The 17680-nt window shown below is 54.9% G+C and carries 9 protein-coding genes, 1 tRNA gene and 1 pseudogene; 9 read left to right on the forward strand and 2 right to left on the reverse strand.

The window, feature by feature from the left end; translation table 11 throughout:
• Positions 1-767 precede the first annotated feature (767 nt).
• The 7 genes from AC0L25_RS30450 (at position 768) to AC0L25_RS30480 (ending at position 11937) form a co-directional block, all read left to right on the forward strand.
• Positions 768-1955: a hypothetical protein gene (locus tag AC0L25_RS30450; RefSeq protein WP_473598859.1), complete on the forward strand. Its 1188-nt coding sequence runs from the start codon at positions 768-770 to the stop codon at positions 1953-1955.
• A complete protein-coding gene (locus AC0L25_RS30455) occupies positions 1907-2407 on the forward strand; it encodes a hypothetical protein (RefSeq protein ID WP_473598860.1) in 501 nt (166 codons plus the stop codon). Before AC0L25_RS30450 ends, AC0L25_RS30455 begins: the two co-directional genes overlap by 49 nt.
• Positions 2408-3076: 669 nt before the next feature.
• Complete coding sequence (locus tag AC0L25_RS30460) at positions 3077-3598, forward strand: hypothetical protein (protein WP_473598861.1); 522 nt, start codon at positions 3077-3079, stop codon at positions 3596-3598.
• Between the two features lie 357 nt (positions 3599-3955).
• Positions 3956-4375 carry a hypothetical protein gene (locus AC0L25_RS30465; protein WP_473598862.1) on the forward strand — a complete coding sequence of 140 codons (420 nt, stop codon included), beginning with the start codon at positions 3956-3958 and terminating at the stop codon, positions 4373-4375.
• A 1017-nt stretch (positions 4376-5392) separates the two neighbouring features.
• Positions 5393-7186 carry an O-linked N-acetylglucosamine transferase, SPINDLY family protein gene (locus tag AC0L25_RS30470; protein ID WP_473598863.1) on the forward strand — a complete coding sequence of 598 codons (1794 nt, stop codon included), beginning with the start codon at positions 5393-5395 and terminating at the stop codon, positions 7184-7186.
• Positions 7187-9196: 2010 nt separating this feature from the next.
• Positions 9197-10153 carry an MvdC/MvdD family ATP grasp protein gene (locus AC0L25_RS30475; RefSeq protein ID WP_473598864.1) on the forward strand — a complete coding sequence of 319 codons (957 nt, stop codon included), beginning with the start codon at positions 9197-9199 and terminating at the stop codon, positions 10151-10153.
• Between the two features lie 263 nt (positions 10154-10416).
• Positions 10417-11937, forward strand: coding sequence for a S8 family peptidase (locus tag AC0L25_RS30480; RefSeq protein WP_473598865.1), 1521 nt, complete (start codon positions 10417-10419; stop codon positions 11935-11937).
• A gap of 96 nt (positions 11938-12033) precedes the next feature.
• On the opposite strand, the pseudogene AC0L25_RS30485 reads toward AC0L25_RS30480, so the two are convergent.
• A pseudogene (locus AC0L25_RS30485) lies at positions 12034-12360 on the reverse strand (DUF1993 family protein); the annotation flags it as partial.
• A 240-nt stretch (positions 12361-12600) separates the two neighbouring features.
• Here AC0L25_RS30485 and AC0L25_RS30490 point away from each other — a divergent pair.
• Positions 12601-16341 carry a caspase family protein gene (locus tag AC0L25_RS30490; protein WP_473598866.1) on the forward strand — a complete coding sequence of 1247 codons (3741 nt, stop codon included), beginning with the start codon at positions 12601-12603 and terminating at the stop codon, positions 16339-16341.
• Positions 16342-16360: 19 nt separating this feature from the next.
• On the forward strand, positions 16361-17188 hold the full coding sequence (locus tag AC0L25_RS30495; protein WP_473598867.1) for a serine protease: 828 nt from the start codon (positions 16361-16363) through the stop codon (positions 17186-17188).
• 143 nt (positions 17189-17331) lie between these two features.
• Here AC0L25_RS30495 and AC0L25_RS30500 read toward each other — a convergent pair.
• Positions 17332-17398: transfer RNA gene (locus AC0L25_RS30500), tRNA-Arg, on the reverse strand.
• Positions 17399-17680 lie beyond the last annotated feature (282 nt).

Below are 17680 nucleotides of genomic sequence, written 5' to 3' on the forward strand. Positions count from 1 at the left end.
CCTCTTCCCCCCAGCCGAATGTGCCAATTACTTCAAAGCCGCAGGATATGAACCGGATTAAACAGGACGTGCTCTAGCCTGGCCGGATCGCCCGGTCACGACTACGCCCCGTGCAGCGTGCCTGCTCTTCATGGCTTTCCACTATTGGGCACTGGGCAATATTGATGCGCGTTCCGTTGATGCTGGCTCCAGCATGGTGGTGATGCCAGCAATCATCGCGAGCTTTGGAGATTGTCTCTGAGGCATGGCCAGGAAACCTGTCAAACCGACGTGCCGGACATATTCAATTTGGCTCCCCGCCAGCTCCCTCCGGCGGCTCTGCGATGCTAACATTGTGGCTGATTAAACGGAGCCTCGATATCAGTTCACGAGGCCGCCAAGTGCGGCCATCGGGCCGAGCGGGATCGACAAACCATTTTAGCGGCTGCCTTCCTGGCCAGGGTACGCAGCCGTAATTGTCGACATGCCGGCCGTAGCGATCGTCCATTAAGCGGTTTCCTGCAGCAGCGTGTAGCTCTGGATCGGCGCGTTGTGGTATTTTGTGTCTTCCGCTTTATTGACTTTGAGCGGTCGTTAGTGGGATCAGCAAACTGGCTTGTGAGTCGGCATAACCAACAAGCGGCAGGGGAGTGATTTTGGCCAACCCCAACAGTCACGTTAAGATCGGATTAGGTACTATTCTTATTGTGACCGATTTGGTCTTAGTGTATATTTATCGTCAAATATGCATGGGTTGAAGTTTGTCAATTGGCCAGTGGGGAGGAACCATGGCGGCCTTGATATTGCGTTGCTTCTTTCCTTATCTCGTTTGGATCGTTTTGTTTCTTGCCGGGACGGAAGACGGCAGTGCACAGTCTCCACTTGATGCATCAAAACAAGCTCCTCCGCAAAGCCTGCACGTTCGACCGCCTCTTCTCGATGCGATGAACGCTTACTTCTCGATCGTGGGTTCGTTCAAAACCGAGAAGGGCGCTATGCGCCACCTCGCCGATATCCGCAAACGCGACATGGGAATCGTCGCAGGCGTCTTTCCGCCCTACGGCCGCAGCAAATACTGGATAGTCGCGACGGCATCTTATGCACCTTTGGGTGACGCCCGCGTACAGGCATCCTACGCCCGGCGCTCGGGGCTCCAAAGAGACGCTTTCGCCTGGCGCATGCCCACTCCGGCGGATGGTGTTCCAAGAATTTATGACGTCCAGCCAAGGTTCGTCGCATTAGAGGAATATGCCTCTCTCCTCGAGCCTCCGAGGTCGCCTTCCGATCCATCCGGATCGTCCTTCGTCTTCCTGTCCGACTGGAGCACCCAGGAGGATGCCGAGGCGGCCTCAGGAAAGCTGCTTGATATCTTTCCCGGTATCCCGATCGGCGTATTCCCACCCCGTATCGCCGGGGAAACGTGGCGAGTAGCCCTCGCCGCGCATTCCTCCGAGCAAGAGGCGCAACAGGCGGTCCTCCTGGCCCGACGGCTCGGTATCGTTGAAAACGCCACGGTCGTACACCTTCCCGCTTCCGAAGCTCTGCCCTGGCGTCTTGACGATCGAAGGATCGCGAAAGCGCGGGCGCAATTCCGCGACCTCGTGGAGTCATGTTTTCGCGACGGGAGCGTGACCATGGGGGCCATGCGCGCCTGCGCCGGGGCGTGGATCACTCCCCAGGCTCTCCATACCTGCATCGGCCAGAGCATTACCAATGCCGATCCGAACGTGCCGAAACTTGCCATCAGCGACGATTGCGTTGCGATTCCGGACACGACCGAAGGGGCCCTCATCCTGGCCGAGCACGGATGGGATGTGGCGACCAAACTCATCCTTGAGGAATCCAACTACCTGAAGGTCGGTAACCCGATTCTCGACGAATGCTTGGCGAAGCACAGGGCAATGCCGCCGAACTTCAGCAGTGCGCCTTGTCCAAGCTGTTCACGCCGAGCCAGAACGCCGCTTTGGACTGCATGAAGCGGGGCGCGCCCGAGGATGTTGCCGCCTGCCTTCGCGACTCGGCGCTAGCGTCGGGTCTCGGGGTAAGCGCGCAGACCCTCGAGTGTCTCCGCACCAAGGGCAGCACCCTCGAGGGAGCGGCGGCATGCTTGCCGCCCGAGCAACAGGCTTCGATCGGCAAGATGCTCGAACTTCAGCGTTGCGAAAGCGATTTCGAAGGAAATGCCTTCCGGCTGTGGCGCGGGTGGGCGATGTCCGGGCGCGCTGTGTCGCGGAGAGTAGAGGGGCTTCGCGAATGTGCGATCGACGCGATGCCCGGTGGCCGGGCCGTCATCGATCAGGCGGCTTGCCTGAAGTACGCGGCAGGCGACACGGCCGCTGTCGCCGCCTGTCTCCAGGGAAGCCTTGGCGGAACCGCTGCTCTTCGGTCGCTGCTTGCGTCAGCGATCCCTCCGCGGCGGGCGGAATGATCGAGTGCCTGACCAAGGACGACAAGGATTTGCAAAAGGTTCACGCCCTGCTGCAATGCGTTAATAGTCACCCCGGAGACGCGGCCGCCGCCTTCGGCGCTTGCAGCTCGGAGCTCTTGCCGGAAAGTTCGCAGAAGCTAGCCTCGTGCCTGCTCGCTGCTGGCGGTGACCCCATGCAAGCGCTCTCAAAGTGCGGGGATCTACCCGCGGAAGCCACACGCGTTGCCGAGTCAGTCGCGTGCGTACAGACATCGACGGGTGCGGATGTGGCCCGCTGCCTCGTGCGCGGGTTCCCCAACCGCAATGCGGCCCTGGAGACCGTTCTATGCGCTCAAGAAAGCGCGGGCGAGACCGTTAAGCTTGCCGCATGCGCGGCCCAGCAAGTAAAGGAACGGGCGGCGCAGTCGTCGCCTGCCTCGCCTCGCAGCCAGAAGGCGCGCGTGACCCGCTTGCCTGTGTCAGCGTTGTCGACCCCCGCAGACAGCAATTCTTGCGCGGCAGGACAAGAACGCCGCCGCTCGCGATCGAATCCAGAAAACAGCCACTGCTGCGCTTGCAGATACAAGACCTACGAGAGCCAACAGACCGGACATAATGCGGATGCGACGACGTTAGAAAGAATCTCATTCTGAGGCGGACTTTAAAAATACGGGATCACCGGAGGCACACATGCGTTGTTTTACTGTAACGATTGCAGGGCTGCTGATTGCTGTTTCCACAGCACCATCCGTTGCTGCTGAAAAGAAATACATTGACAAAAAGGTCCGCTCCGAGAGCACAGAATACGCGGTATCGCTTGCTGCGCAGGGCGGCGAGCTCGGCCACGCCTTCGTAGTCTGGAACAAGGGTGACAGCGCAGCGAACATGACCACCCAGCAGGTCGTAGGTTTCTATCCGCAACCCGACACGTCCAAATACGAAGCGGTCTTCGGGTTATCGCCGGGGCAGATATTCGACGACTCCAGGGAGAAGCCGGAGTATGTGCTCATCGTATCGGTGAACTCGGATACTTACGAGAAGGCGAGGACAGTATTCGAAAAATGGAAGTCGTCCGGGAACTACATGCTAGGTTTCAGCGACTGCACCACCTTCGCGGCGGAAATCGGCGCGGCAATTGGCCTGAACATGCCAAGCCGCATTTTCGCACCGTATCCGATTGAGTACATCAAGGGGATTGCAGATAAGAACTGATCGCAGCGTAATGGCAGTGATCGAACGTATTGGTACGCCGCCATCAGAGATAAGGAAAAATGCAATGTCAGTTAAGTGATCTATCGTCGCGCTCACTGGTTTTCGGAGCACCAGTTGCAGCAACGATGCAATGTCCGCTGTTGGCGGCGCAAAGCGGACAGGTCGGCATGATCGAGGCCCAAAAGGTCCGCTAAACGCCGCCAATACCAGTCAGCCAGATGCATACTCGCGGATGACCGCAATGAGGCCGGGGAACGAACCCGCTGCGGGATGGGCGGGCGCGGTGAGGTAGAGGTCACGATCTGGTTGCCGCGCTGGCATTGAGCGTCGGTAAGCAGGGGAGGAGCAGCCGACACAATGCTGTTCATGGTCGGCACGGGAACGCCGTCATCCTGCTGCCCGACCTGGAACCGGCCGATCAGTCCACTGCGCCAACGGTTGATTGACGACATGACCATGCGCCGGTTCGGCCAGGAAACGCAGCGCAACTACGCCGCGCTTCTTCTTCACCCACACGCTCGACGCCCGGACCTGGCGCGCAGGCTGGTTCGCCTGTCGCATCCGCGCAAGCTGCCGTTGGTCCTGAGCCGAGACGAGGTTGCCCGTCTCCTCAACGCCACCACCTGCCTCAAGCACCAGGCCGCGCTCTCGGTCGCCTATGGCGCGGGCTTACGCGTCGTAGAGGTGTCGACGCTGAAGGTCGCCGACGTCGACAGCGAGCGCATGCTGCTGCGCATCGAGCCACCGCGCCAACTCCGCACCGCGATGTTCGGCTAAGTCAAAACGACCAGGCAAGCGCGCCACATCAGCACGGCCGCCGCCATAAGCGAGACAGACTACACCTATCGGCGTGGCGTTTCATGGCCTGAGCAAATAGCACTCCATAGCCATAGCCGCCAAAATCGTGATGCGCCTCAAAACGTAGAGGCTCGAGTCACTGGAGGTGAAAGTTCTACGGTAGGTCGGCCTTCCTCACAGATGCCGGATACGCGAGTTAAACATCTTTCAAAATAATGAAATTCTGATATTTTATGCTTCGCAAATGCATGTCTACCGAAAAGTGGGAGGTTGTAATGCGCTTCATGCAATTAATTTTTGGTGTGCTCTGCATACTGTCTCTAAGTGAAACAGTTAGTAATGCTACAGAATACGTTAACACTTCTGGTAACACAATCGACCGCTCGCTGCTTTACGGCGACAAATGTCGGCCCACGTGGAAATTGGGTGGCGGACGGGCAATAATATTTAGTACATCGATTGATGATGTTGCGCTACTTAAGAAAATGCTTATTGAAAGCGGCATGACGGACAAATATCGACTTGATAGATGGATAAAGAGCGCGCAAAATAGTGATTGTACAAACAGAGCCGGCCTAAATTGTTCAGACGGTACTTGTACGTCGGGTTCGTGTCAAACGGATACCAACTCAAATGGAACGGCGTGCCTGTGTAAATAGAACTCAGCTGGCCGCAGCGTTTCAGGAGCTTGCAAAATGTACATGACGAACGGGCGAGCCTAAAAGTCTTGCGAGCTTACTCAACAATCCTAGCCACAAGAATTGGTGTCGCATATGCGCGCTTTCTGGGAGTGGATTTCTTACCCGGCCATAACCAACTCGCACGGAAGATTTGTCCACACGTCTTAGCCAAACTCGAGCTCGTCAATGAAGGCGTTGTGAAGGTGGATCTTCTCGCAAGGTGGGCTCGGCCGGGTCGGGTCTGTATCTCGCACAGGACATGGCAAAGTTCCGCGACGAAGGGCCGAAGAATGAAATCTGAACTGGTGCCGCACCTATGAGCAGCAAGGAAATTTCATCGACTATTCAACTGCTAGCGACCGGTGTCCAACACCACGAAGCAGGGCGTCTCGACGAAGCCGAGGAATGTTATCTAGAAGCGTTGGCAATACAGCCAAACCTAGCACAAGGTCATTTCAACCTTGCACACCTGATGATGGCACAAGGCAAGCTCGAGAAGGCGCTTGCCGCGTTTCGACAGGCAATTCGCTTCCACCCCGACTCGGCGAGAGCTCACAGCGGCATTGGTAGCGTGCTAATGATCCAGGGTGAGGTTATAGAGGCTGAAGCCGCATATCGCCAAGCCATTCGGCTCAATTCTAAATATCCAGAAGCGTATTCTAATCTGGGCAATGCGTTGGCTGCGCAAGGAATGATCGAAGAGGCAGTAGGAGCGTATCGCCAAGCCATTCGGCTTAAGCCCGATTATGCTGAGGCCTACTGCAATCTAGGCAACGCATTGGTTGAGAAAGCGAAACTTATTGAGGCGGCTTCCGCATATCGCCAAGCCGTTCAATTTAAGCCCCACTACCACGTTGCCTTCTCTAACATGTTACTTTGCTTGAATTATGATGAATATACAACGGCCGAGGGTCTATATACGCTTCATCAAGAATGGGATGCGCGTTACGGTCGACGAGAAGCGGTGCGTATCAAAAGAACCAATAGTTGCGATCCATTGCGCCGATTAAAGATTGGCTATGTGTCCCCGGACTTCCGGCAACATTCGGTCGCATATTTTCTCGAACCGCTGCTTGCAGCTCATGATCGGCAACAGGTGGAGGTTTTTTGCTATTCGGACGTAAAGCAACCCGATTGTGTTACAACGCGTTTGCAGGGCCTCGCCGACCATTGGACTGTTGCCACTGGACTTTCAGATGAAATATTAGCCGAACATGTTCAAACTGATTGTATTGATATCCTAGTTGATCTTGCGGGTCATTCGGCAAACAATCGGCTGTTAGTCTTTGCGCGTAAGCCAGCGCCAGTCCAGGTAACGTGGTTAGGCTACCCCAATACCACAGGCCTAAAAACCATAGACTATCGTATAGTTGATTCGGTGACTGACCCTTTTGAGGAAGGTAATGGTCTTAACTCTGAGGTGCTAGTGCGCTTGGAGAACGGTTTTGTTTGTTACGGTATTAGGGAGGGTCCAATGCCGGGATTCCGATCTTCTGCCCGGCCCGATGGAGTGACATTTGGATCGTTCAACAATCCTGCCAAGATATCTATGGCTACTATAAAAGCTTGGGCCAAATTGCTTTTGCGATTACCTCAGTCCCGCCTCTTACTGAAGGGGCGATCGTTCGCAGACGGCGCTGCTCGCGCGGTATTCTTGGCAAGCTTGAGTGACTGCGGCGTCCGAAATGAACGTGTGGAGTTATTGCCGTGGGAGCTCGATACTTTCCACCACTTGAAACGTTACCAAATCGTCGATATTGCACTTGACCCCTTTCCCTATAACGGCACTACCACCACTTGTGAGGCACTATGGATGGGCGTCCCTGTGATAACATTACGTGGTCATTGTCACGCTGGCCGAGTTGGCGCAAGCCTCCTTACCCAAATCGGCTTAAGGGATTTGATTGCAAACTCAGTGGAAGAATATGTGGAAACCGCCTGCGCGCTAGCCGGAAATTTCCGAAGGTTGGACGAGCTACGCCAAGAGTTGCGCCCCAAGATACTTTCTTCGCCGCTGTGTGACCAAACTGCCTTCGCCCGAAAAATGGAAACTGCCTTTCGCACGATGTGGCAGCATTGGTGCGCGCAAGGTGGTGCCAGAAACATTTGACGCAATACTTCTGCGCTTCCGAATTGCATCAGCGTCACCACAAACCAAGGTGGCCCCGATTGTCTCAAGAGCAGTCGGACGCCTGTAAGAACCGTCATGTTTGACTTGAAGGTCGATTTCGGAAGTCGACTGGCGCGGTTATGTGACGGAAAGGCCGATTTGGTAGGCGGTTCTTGGCAGGCCGGTCGATATGCGCCCTCGTGCGTTTTTCCTGCCAGACATACCGGGTGATGTTGTGAGCGAGATTGGCCGCGCCGATCTTTATGGTCGCCCTAGCGATGCCGATGGATGAAGAGGGGTGCTCGCGAACAGTCAGATCGTCCTAGCGTCCGGAATCGTGTAGCCCAACCCAAGGCCCAGAAACCCCATGAAAGGAGCCGGTCCTGGATCTGAAATCCCCCCGTTCGTCCGACAGGCTGTACAGCACCTGCATCACCAAGACATCATCACCGCGTAATGGGGTGGGCGGCCTTCCTTACGAACCGTCCGAGCGCTTCAACGCCCTGGCTAATGCCTTGCGGAACATCTCCCACGGCACAACGACGTTCAGCTTCTTCACTGGGTCGCCGGCTTGCTGAGCAACGCACAGCGCTCGTCAATTGCCTCAAGAGCCGCCCGTCCCCGCATCCTTCATCCTCGCCAAATCGCTGCCGAGAGTGAATCAGAAACTGGCAAACGGGCGAGGTGTCGTTGGCGCGGATAAATGGGATATTCCGATCGGGCATCAAACTAGGGAGGGAGCGGCGTATCAAATCTTGAGTGCGCCTCAAGGACCAAGCGTAAGTCGGTCCACTAAGTCATGGGTCTACGCCTTTGATTTTGGAGTTGTGGAGGGCTGGAGCCTGCATATTTACCGGCGTTGTTCCAGAGGCCGACTGCATCCACTGGAATTCGCTATCGTTGTTTCTTACACGATCACGCGGTAAACTATTGTCGCCTTAGCAAGAAACTACCTTTATAATATTCCTCACTCAATACCTTTACCCATTGTCGCTCACTCTCGTTTGGGTGTATAGTCACTTTAGCTCTGTTCTCGGACCTTCTCATGACGAGAAAAATAAGATGTCGTATGGTTCCTATGGGGCGACTAGTACGGTAGTCGGCACCGCAGTGCTGGCTGCTGTTTTATTCAGCGGCAATGCGGCGCGGGCGGATACACGCGTGATTGTTATGGTTCCTGATGTGACCAAAGAGACAACTATCACTATCAAGCCACTCGCCGCGGAAACGGCAACGAGAGCGGCTCCGCCTGCGGAATTGGCTGCCCCAAATTGGAGCTGCATGGCCACTGTAACGTTGAGTAATGACGTGGATTGCGCCGTCGACTAACATAAGGTTGGAGCGTACCCTTATCGCTGGACGACGGGATGATCCTGGGTGACTGACTGGATTGATCAAGCCAATGGCCTATCAAATCTTTGATGAAGTGCGCCTCAAGGCCCAACCGTAAGTTGGTCCACTAAGTCAGGGGTCTACGCCTTTTATTTGGGAGTTGCGGAGGACTGGAGGCTGCATATTTAGCGGCGTTGTTCCAGAGGCAGACTGCATCGACTGGCATTCGCCATCGTTGTTTCTGCTAGATACGACTATTGTCGCCTATGCTCAGATATCTTGATCATATCTCATTCTGTCCTTTTATCTATTGTCATTCAAGCTCCTTTGTGCTTTTGATTACTATACGTCTATTCTCGGACGTGCTCGGTAAGAAAGGGAAAATAAGATGTCGTATGGTTCCTATGGGGCGACTAGTACGGTAGTCGGCACCGCAGTGCTGGCTGCTGTTTTATTCAGCGGCAATGCGGCGCGGGCGGATACACGCGTGATTGTTATGGTTCCTGATGTGACCAAAGAGACAACTATCACTATCAAGCCACTCGCCGCGGAAACGGCAACGAGAGCGGCTCCGCCTGCGGAATTGGCTGCCCCAAATTGGAGCTGCTCCGTCAGTGGAACTTATAACAGCGGGGCTACTGACGCCGATTGCACCGTCGACTAACATGAGGTTGAAGCGTGATCCTTATCGTTGGACAACGGGATGATCCTCACGTCGCGTCGGTGACTGACTGCTTGGTCAAGCGCGGACGCGACTTCTTTGTATTTGATACCTTTGACACTCGTTCCGATGGAATGCGAGTTGCTGTATCAAACCACGTTATCCTCGACGTTGAAGGTAGCCGATTTGATTTAAATAATATTAGATCGGTTTGGTGGCGATTGAAGCCGCGCTATTTGGTGCCGCAAGAGTCAGTATCTGAGCTATACAATTACTATTTCATACATCGCGAATGGATTCAAATCTGGGACTATTTGGCGCTTGAGCTATCTTCCAAATTTCAAATCAACGATCGAAAATCAGATCAACTGGCCGGCAACAAGCTTCTACAGTTGAAATTGGCTGAGGCAATTGGTTTCAAGGTCCCCTCAACACTGATTTCTAACAACTTTGATGAAATAAGTGAATTTCTAAATAATACGCGCAGTACTAGTGCTATCTTCAAGACACTTACGCCATATATGAGCCCAGACGGAATGTTAGCTTACAGCACAATTATCGACGCCGAAACTTTAGGTGACAAAAGAGCACTTGTAAAAGCTGTACCTGGAATATTTCAAGAGTTTAAAGCGAAGTCATTTGAATTACGCATAACAATTGTTGGCAACCACGTTTATGCTGCAAGGATAGAGTCCGGGTATTCTACAAAGGCGAGAGTTGATTGGAGAGAAGACATTTATAATAGAGATTTATACAGCGAGTATACGCTGGAAAGCAAAATCGAATCCCAAGTTCTTGTGCTTCATAGGGAATTTGGGTTGATTTACGGTGCGTATGATTTTATTGTAGACAAAGATGACAACTATTTCTTTCTTGAGGTGAACCCGGTGGGCCAGTGGATGTGGCTCGAGCAAGCGCTTGGATTTCCAATATCGGAACGTATCGCCGACGCCCTGGCCCTCGGTGAGGTATAGTAAAGTCTGATAAATGCGAAGTCATTATCTCTGTTTGATCAGTATTCGAAAATTCAGGAATACTTAACTTCGAATAGGTTGTAGCGATGCGATATCTGATTTTATTTTGCGTTAGCGTTGGACTGACTTTCTCCGCGCGCGCTGGTGATAAACCTAGGATCGATGATCGGGTTATCCAAGATATCCGCGACAAGGGAAGCTCGCGCGTAATAATTGGGATGCGGCGACCCAACAATGGACAGCCTGCTTCGGCTGTTGCGTACATGTCAAGTACTCTAACAGCGAAAGTAGCCCTAGAAGCGAGTCTCACTCCGTTAAATGATGAACTGGTTGTTGCTCGTGCCAACTCCCAGTTTCTCGACACGATAGGTCAAGATCCACGCATAGCATTCATTGCCCGTGATGAGATCTTGCCTCCGACAATTGATGACGGAGCGGCCGCAATTGGCACAAGCAAGCTTTGGTCGAAAGGCCTTTCAGGCAATGGTGTGGCTGTTGCGATATTGGACACGGGAGTCGACGCAACGCACCCTATGCTCACAGGCAAGCTTGAAGGGGAGGCATGCTTTTCAGTTACCGACCCAACTGCCCATTCTGTTTCTCTGTGCCCCAAAGGGGCTGATGTGGGCAATGGGGATTGGGCAGATACTTCCGACGGTGCAGGAATAAATTGTCCTGTCGCCATAGTAGGATGCAAGCACGGGACTCACGTTGCTGGAATCGCGGTTGGACGCATGATGAAAGATGGGGCCGAAAAAGTCACCGGGGTGGCTGCAGGTGCGGACTTCCTTTCAATCCAAGTGTACAGCCGCTTTGACCGTCCGGAGGATTGCCCAGCACTTGCTGCTCCCTGTGCGCTTTCATTTACTTCGTCGCAAATACGAGCATTTCAGTTTATACGGGCCCAAGTATTAAATTATATTTCGACTGGACAGGGCCCGCGAATAGTTGCGGTTAATCTGAGCCTGGGGGATGGCCATTTCGCTAACAGTTGCGATGACCACAATCCTATCTACACAAAGGAGATATCGGATTTACGCAACAGTGGTGTCACAGTATTCGTCGCTTCTGGTAACCAAGGATATATAGATGGGGTGAATTTTCCTGCTTGTATTAGTGAGGCGGTGAGCGTCGGCGCGCTCGACGATCCTGGTGCAGCGGCTGCAGACTGGTCGCTCGCGAAGTTCACGAACCGGTCGGGAGCAACTCTTATCTCGCTGCTTACGTTCGGAGTAGATGTACGCTCGTCAGTGCCCGGAGGGGGTTATGAAGTCCATTCTGGAACCTCGATGGCTGCACCTGTCGCATCTGGAGCCTATGCCATTTTGGCTTCGGCGTTTCCATCTGCATCCCCGGATGGGATTCTGGGAACGCTGCGGAATTCCGGTGTACCAGTGAAGGAACCCGTGAGTGGCAAAAATATACCCGCCATTGAGCTAGCGCAGGCATACGACGTGATGTCCCCAGCGAATCCAAAAAAAGTTGATCCAGCTAGCGCGCCGCCCGATCGATCAGCCAACCCAAGTCGAACATCCACTACCAGGTTCGTGGTTGAAATTCCCGGGGGGGATGCCGTAGAGAAATCATCTGAACTACAAAAATCGCTTCCAGAACTTTCGGGATCCCTAAATTCTGGTCAGATAGGCGTCTCGCCTATTGGGTCAGATGCGCTAATTCTAAGGACGGAAAGGCCGACTGATCCCGGTAAATTACAAGAAGGGCTGCAGAAACGGATCCAAGGGATTGGCAAGGTCACGACCGACGAGGCCCTCCCGCCGATGTAGAGAAAGTTCTAGGTTGTGAACCCATAAATAGGCAAACGGTCGCTGATGGTGGAGTGGTAACGGCCCTTCGTTGGAGGCCTTAGATCTGGTGCGCAGCCGACCCTCGTAATCGCTCTTCCCGAGCGGCACGCCTCGCGAGCGCAGGATGTCGTATGCGGTGACGGCGTGGAAATAGAAGTTTGGCAGCGAGAAAGAGAGGATGAAGGTCTCTGGGGTGAAGGCAAGCCTTCGCGGGCCGATCTGGAGGATGCTTGCCCGCGCACCCGTTAACCTCTTCGGGGATGCACCACTCCAGCGCCTTTTCTGCCTTGCCGATCACCGCCTGCAGGTCAGCGAAGGGAACAGGCCCGACCAAGGCGGGAAGAGTGATGCGCCGGTCTAGAGGGTCTCGACACCCCACACGGAATGACGCCAAGCCGCTTTTACCGATATCTGAGAGGCTGCAAGCTCACCGAAGTTGGATTCTCGGGGAACATCCGAGACGGCAGTAATAAATAAACCGTACGAGGAGGACCGAACGCTTGGACTTGACAGACACTTAACGCAGAAACGCCCGGATTCAGCACCGTAGATCTTTCTCTCTCTGATTGAAGAACGGCGTAAATCTTGGTCTACTCTAGCCGATGGCGCCGGTTGGACTCGCAGGAAGGAGGAGTTATTTAAATGAACCTGGTAGCATTCCGCCGCCTGCAAATCGAAAAGTCGACGAAGGCAGCAATGACTAGGAGCCCTTATCTATGGCTCATTGTTGGTATCCTTCTGGGCGTTTTGATCCTGGATGCTGGGTTTGCTACGGCGCGAGACGCTAGCGACATTGAGATAACTCCTCAGCTTGAGCGTGGGGACAAGGTAACGGCTGCGGCGATTTCACCCGATAGTGGGACCTTAGCTTCTATTGGCGATGACGACACGCTCACAATTTGGGATGTCGAGAGTGGACGGCAGCTTCGCACTTTGACTGAGCCCAATGGTCCTGCAACTTCGGTGGGCTTTTCTCCGTCGGGTCGTATCGTGTTCTCGGTCGGCGAATACTTCCATCTGTCGTTTTGGTCAGTTGCTACCGGCCGCCCACTGCGCGCTGTAGTCGACGCCGCAGCCTTCGCCCCCGATGGGCGCTCCGTTCTTTCCACCGGTTACGATGTAACCGTTCTTTGGGATGCTGAAGACGGCCATGACATTTTCAAGCTAACCGATGCGTGCAAGCACGCCGCGGCAGCCTTCAAGCCGGACGGACGCATAGCGGCACTGAGCTGTGGTGATGGTTCTATTCAGCTCTGGGATATGCAAACCGGCAGCAAATTACGAACGGGATTTAAAAACTCCGAAGGAGCCGGTTGGTTGGCTTTTTCACCGGATGGCAAAACCATCTTGGCTGAATACGGCGGGGAGGACGTCATTCTTTGGGACCTTGAGACCGAGCGGATACTTCGGGTGTTCAATGGTCGGGGTACATCTCGCCGTTCGGTAGTATTCTCGCCGGATGGACGCGGCATTATTTCAGGTGCTACAGACAACAAGTTGGTCCTTTGGGATATTAGGAACGAGCGTGAATTGCGATCGTTTTCGGGGCATTCTGCAAGTGTGGTCTCGATCGCATTTTCAGGAGACGGAAAATTTATCGCGTCGGGAAGCGAAGACAAAACCGCGCAGCTTTGGGACGCTGAGAATGGGCGCGCACTTAAGACGTTTGATGGACATGGAAGTACAGTGTTATCCGCAGAAATATCACCCGACGACCATACCCTACTTCTGCGGGGGTATGGTGACACACGGTTGTTTCAGATCGACAGCGGTGAAGAGATACGGACATTTCCTCAATCGTATTTAGAAGCAAATGCGGTCTTTTCGCCTGATGGCCGGACCCTAGTTGCGCGTGACAACAAGAACGGTCTGAAGCTCTGGGATGCCGATAGTGGTAAAGAGCTTCGCGCGTTTACCGGGTTCACCAGTAGTGTGACTTCGGTTTCATTCTCACCAGATGCTTCCGCTTTCGTCGCTATAAATTCGTCCAATGAAGTCCGGCTATGGGATGCGGGGACCGGGCAAGTGACCCGCGAAATTATAGGCCCATGGACGAAGAAAACTCGGCTTTGGCTGTCTCCGGATGGCCGATCGATGTTCTTCAGCAGCAATGATACTACGCTGAAGCAATGGGATCTTCGCAATGGAAAAGAGTTGAATGCGTTTTCGGGAGCCGACGAACAGATCGTCTCAGTTGCATTGTCTGCCGACGGGCGCATTATTGCCGCGGTGACTTTGAATCTACAAGTCAAGATATGGGAAGTTAAGTCGGGACGTCAAATACAAACCATCATTCTGGGCTCGCCTTCGAATTTGCTTCTTGCCATCCACCAACCGGCACTTACCTTATCTTCAGACGGAGAAAATTTAGCGATCGCCGTATCTGATGAGATTGAGGTCTGGGAGGTAAGAAACAAGCGGCTGATACAAACAATCCCCGTAAACCAAGGTGGGCCCTCTGACTCAGTCAATTGCTTGTCATTTGGACCAGGCAACCAGACACTTGTGGTTGGTACCACGTTTGATCACGACATTGCGCTGTGGGAATTAGGCGGGCGGGCCAAACGACAGTGGTTTGCGAGTTTTCCAACTAACATTTATCAATGTCGAGTCTCGCCTGATGGACGCTCTGTGCTAGCGGCTGGTAGAAATGGAGCGCTTGTGCTCTTCGACGCTGAGGATGGGCACGAGGTGCGAAAGTTTTCGGGGCAACCCGGCTCTGTCAACTCGATCGAATTTTCTTTAGACGGTACCCGTATTTTGTCTGGTCGCGCAGATGGTGCGGTGACAGTCTGGAGAAGCGACTCAGCTGAACCGCTTGCAACGTTCATTGGCACCGACGCGAGAACTGGTTCGGAATTAGTTCGTTCATTCTCTTCCGGTAGTGACTGGCTCGTCATCACACCGGGAGGCTTTTTCGCCGCATCGAGCCCCGCTGCGAGCGCAAATCTCGTGAGTGTTGTCCGGGGCCTCGACGTTTACTCGGTGTCGCAGGTGTACGATAGCCTTTATCGCCCGGACCTTGTCCAGGAGGCGCTCAAGGGCGATCCGGAAGGCAAGTACAAGGATGGGGCGTCGAAGCTCAACCTGGCGACGATCCTCGACTCGGGTTCCGCGCCACAGATCGCTGAGCAAGCCAAGACAGAACTCATCGGCGACGCCGCCAAGGTCTCGGTGCGGCTGACCGATACGGGCGGCGGCATCGGCGAGGAGCTGGTGTGGCGGGTCAACGGCGTGACGCAGGGCGCGGTCCAGACTGCGAGCGCGCAGACGACGGCCGGCGACGGCTACCGGATCGTGTCGCAAACGTTGCAGGTCGATCCGACACGCAGGAACGTCGTCGAGATCACCGCCTATAACGGCAAGGGGCTGCTCGCCTCGCTGCCCTATCGGGTGGAGATCGACAAGTTCGGCGAGACGAAGTCGACTGAACGCCCGCGCATGTTCGTCGTCGCCGTGGGGGTGAGCAACTACGTCAGGACCGACTGGAACTTGCAATACGCCGCCGCCGACGCCATAGCCATCGGCGACCGGCTTCGCGAGGTCGCCAAGCCGCTCTACGCCGAATCGAAGGTTGTCCCCCCCGTTCTGGAAGGGGCCGCGACAGCGAAGGGGATCGAGACGGCGATCGATAGCATTGCAGGCGAAGTCAAGCCTGCCGACGTGTTTGTGCTCTACATCGCCGGGCATGGCCGCAGCATCGCAGGCGTTTACTATTTTCTGCCGCAGGACCTGACCTTCGAGGGCGGCCGGAAGATCGAGAACGCGGCGGTCAGCCAGGACATGCTTCAGAAGTGGCTGGCCAAGATTCCAGCGCAGAAGAGCATTCTGATCCTCGACACTTGCGAGAGCGCGTCGGCGGCCCGGGGCGTGGAGCAAGAGACGGCGATCGACCGGTTGCAGCATGCGCTCGGGCGCAGCGTCATCACGGCGGCGAGCGACGCCGCCCATGAGGGCTACGAGGGACATGGTCTGCTCACCGGGGTCATTCTTGCCGCTCTGACGAAAACCGGGGCCGATGACGGCGACGAAGTGACACTCCATCAAGTCGCCAATTATGCCTCCGATCATGTCCCTAAGATCAGCCAGCAGGTCTGGGGCGAGCGACAGCAGCCCCACGTGAGGCTCGGCGACGATTTCCCGCTTGGCGTTCGCATTGCGGCGGTGGAAAGCGACGAAACTATCCTCAAGACGCCGACCCACGTGCTGATGCGCACCGAACGCGTGCGCGAACAAGCCGCAGACGACGCTTCAGGCGTGCAGACTCTGCCAAGCTATACAGCCGTACGGGTCGTGAAGATCGTCGGCGACTACTCAATTATCGCCCGGGGCGGCGTCAAACTCGGATACGTGCCGAGCGAGGCACTGGCGAAGCTACATTAATCGATCCAAGGAGCTTCAAATGACGAGCCCGCGAAGAAGCTTTCTGTCAGTAACGCTGGTTTCGCTTAGCCTTTCCTTCCTGACACAAGCAGCAGCGCAGGAGGCCATCAAGCTCGGCGGCGACCGCATAGTGGGCGGAAAGCACACTACCATCAAGGATAATCCTTGGCAGGTAGCATTGATCGTGGAGCAGGAGGACGGGTTTTCCTACCTCTGCGGTGGGTCTATTATTGCTCAGAAATGGGTGCTCACCGCTGCTCACTGTTTCGGCGATAATCCCAAAAAGAGCAAGGCAGTAGCGGTAGCCGGCGCGACAGACTTTAGGCCGGAATGGAGGGCGGGTCATGGGATCGGCGCGGATCTCATCATCGTTCATGAGGGATATAATCCCGGAACGCATGAAAACGATATTGCCGTCGTAAAGCTGAAGTCACCGCCAAATGGCGAAGTGATCCCTATGGCTTCTCCGTCGCTCGCGATCCCAGTTGGCGAGGGACTGACGGTGACCGGCTGGGGCGCAACAAGGGAGGGCGGGGACCCGACCAACGATTTGCTGATAGCGAAAGTCAATTACACGGATCCGGCGGTGTGCAACGCGCCACAATCGTATAACGGGATGATCTCAAACAGCATGATTTGCGCCGGCTTTCCAGACGGCCGCGTCGACGCTTGTCAGGGCGACAGCGGCGGGCCATTGGTTTGGATGACCCCTGATCAAGTGCATGTTCTGGTCGGCGTCGTTTCGATCGGCGAAGGGTGCGCTAGAAAGCTAAAATACGGAGTATATTCCCGAGTGTCCTCGTACAACGCGTGGATCCATGCCACGATGGCGGCTCATGGGATGTAGAACCACAATCACTCTCGCCGAAAATCACCGATGACACATCAAGGTGCTTGCCCGCCGCGTTCAATTTGCGGGACCTATGCGCGCTTTGGGTGAATTCGTCGCGATCGATCGGCTCGACGAACGAGACCGATGCGCACAGGAGCTGCCGACAGGATTCGAACCTGTGACCTCTGCCCTCGGAGGGCATCGATTGTGGGCGCCATTCAAGCATAAACCAGCGTTTATGTTTGACGACAGATCGCCGAACAACCGGTCTCTGCAGCCTCTTGAAGAAGGACGAGCTGTGAGTGTGAAGAAGAATAAGCTAAGCGCCGTAGGCCAGTAGGTACCCTCGAAATCACCACGGAGTTTTTTGATGAGCGTCTGGTGGGTCAACCTCGGCGAAAGATTCGCCGAGCAAAATGCTGCCGAAGCGGTACGCATCCGGTGAAGATCGCAGACGTGCGTATCCGGCGGCCATGAGCACCTGAGCACAGCGGTGCTGGGGTCAAG

Source organism: Mesorhizobium sp. WSM4813, from assembly GCF_055811555.1.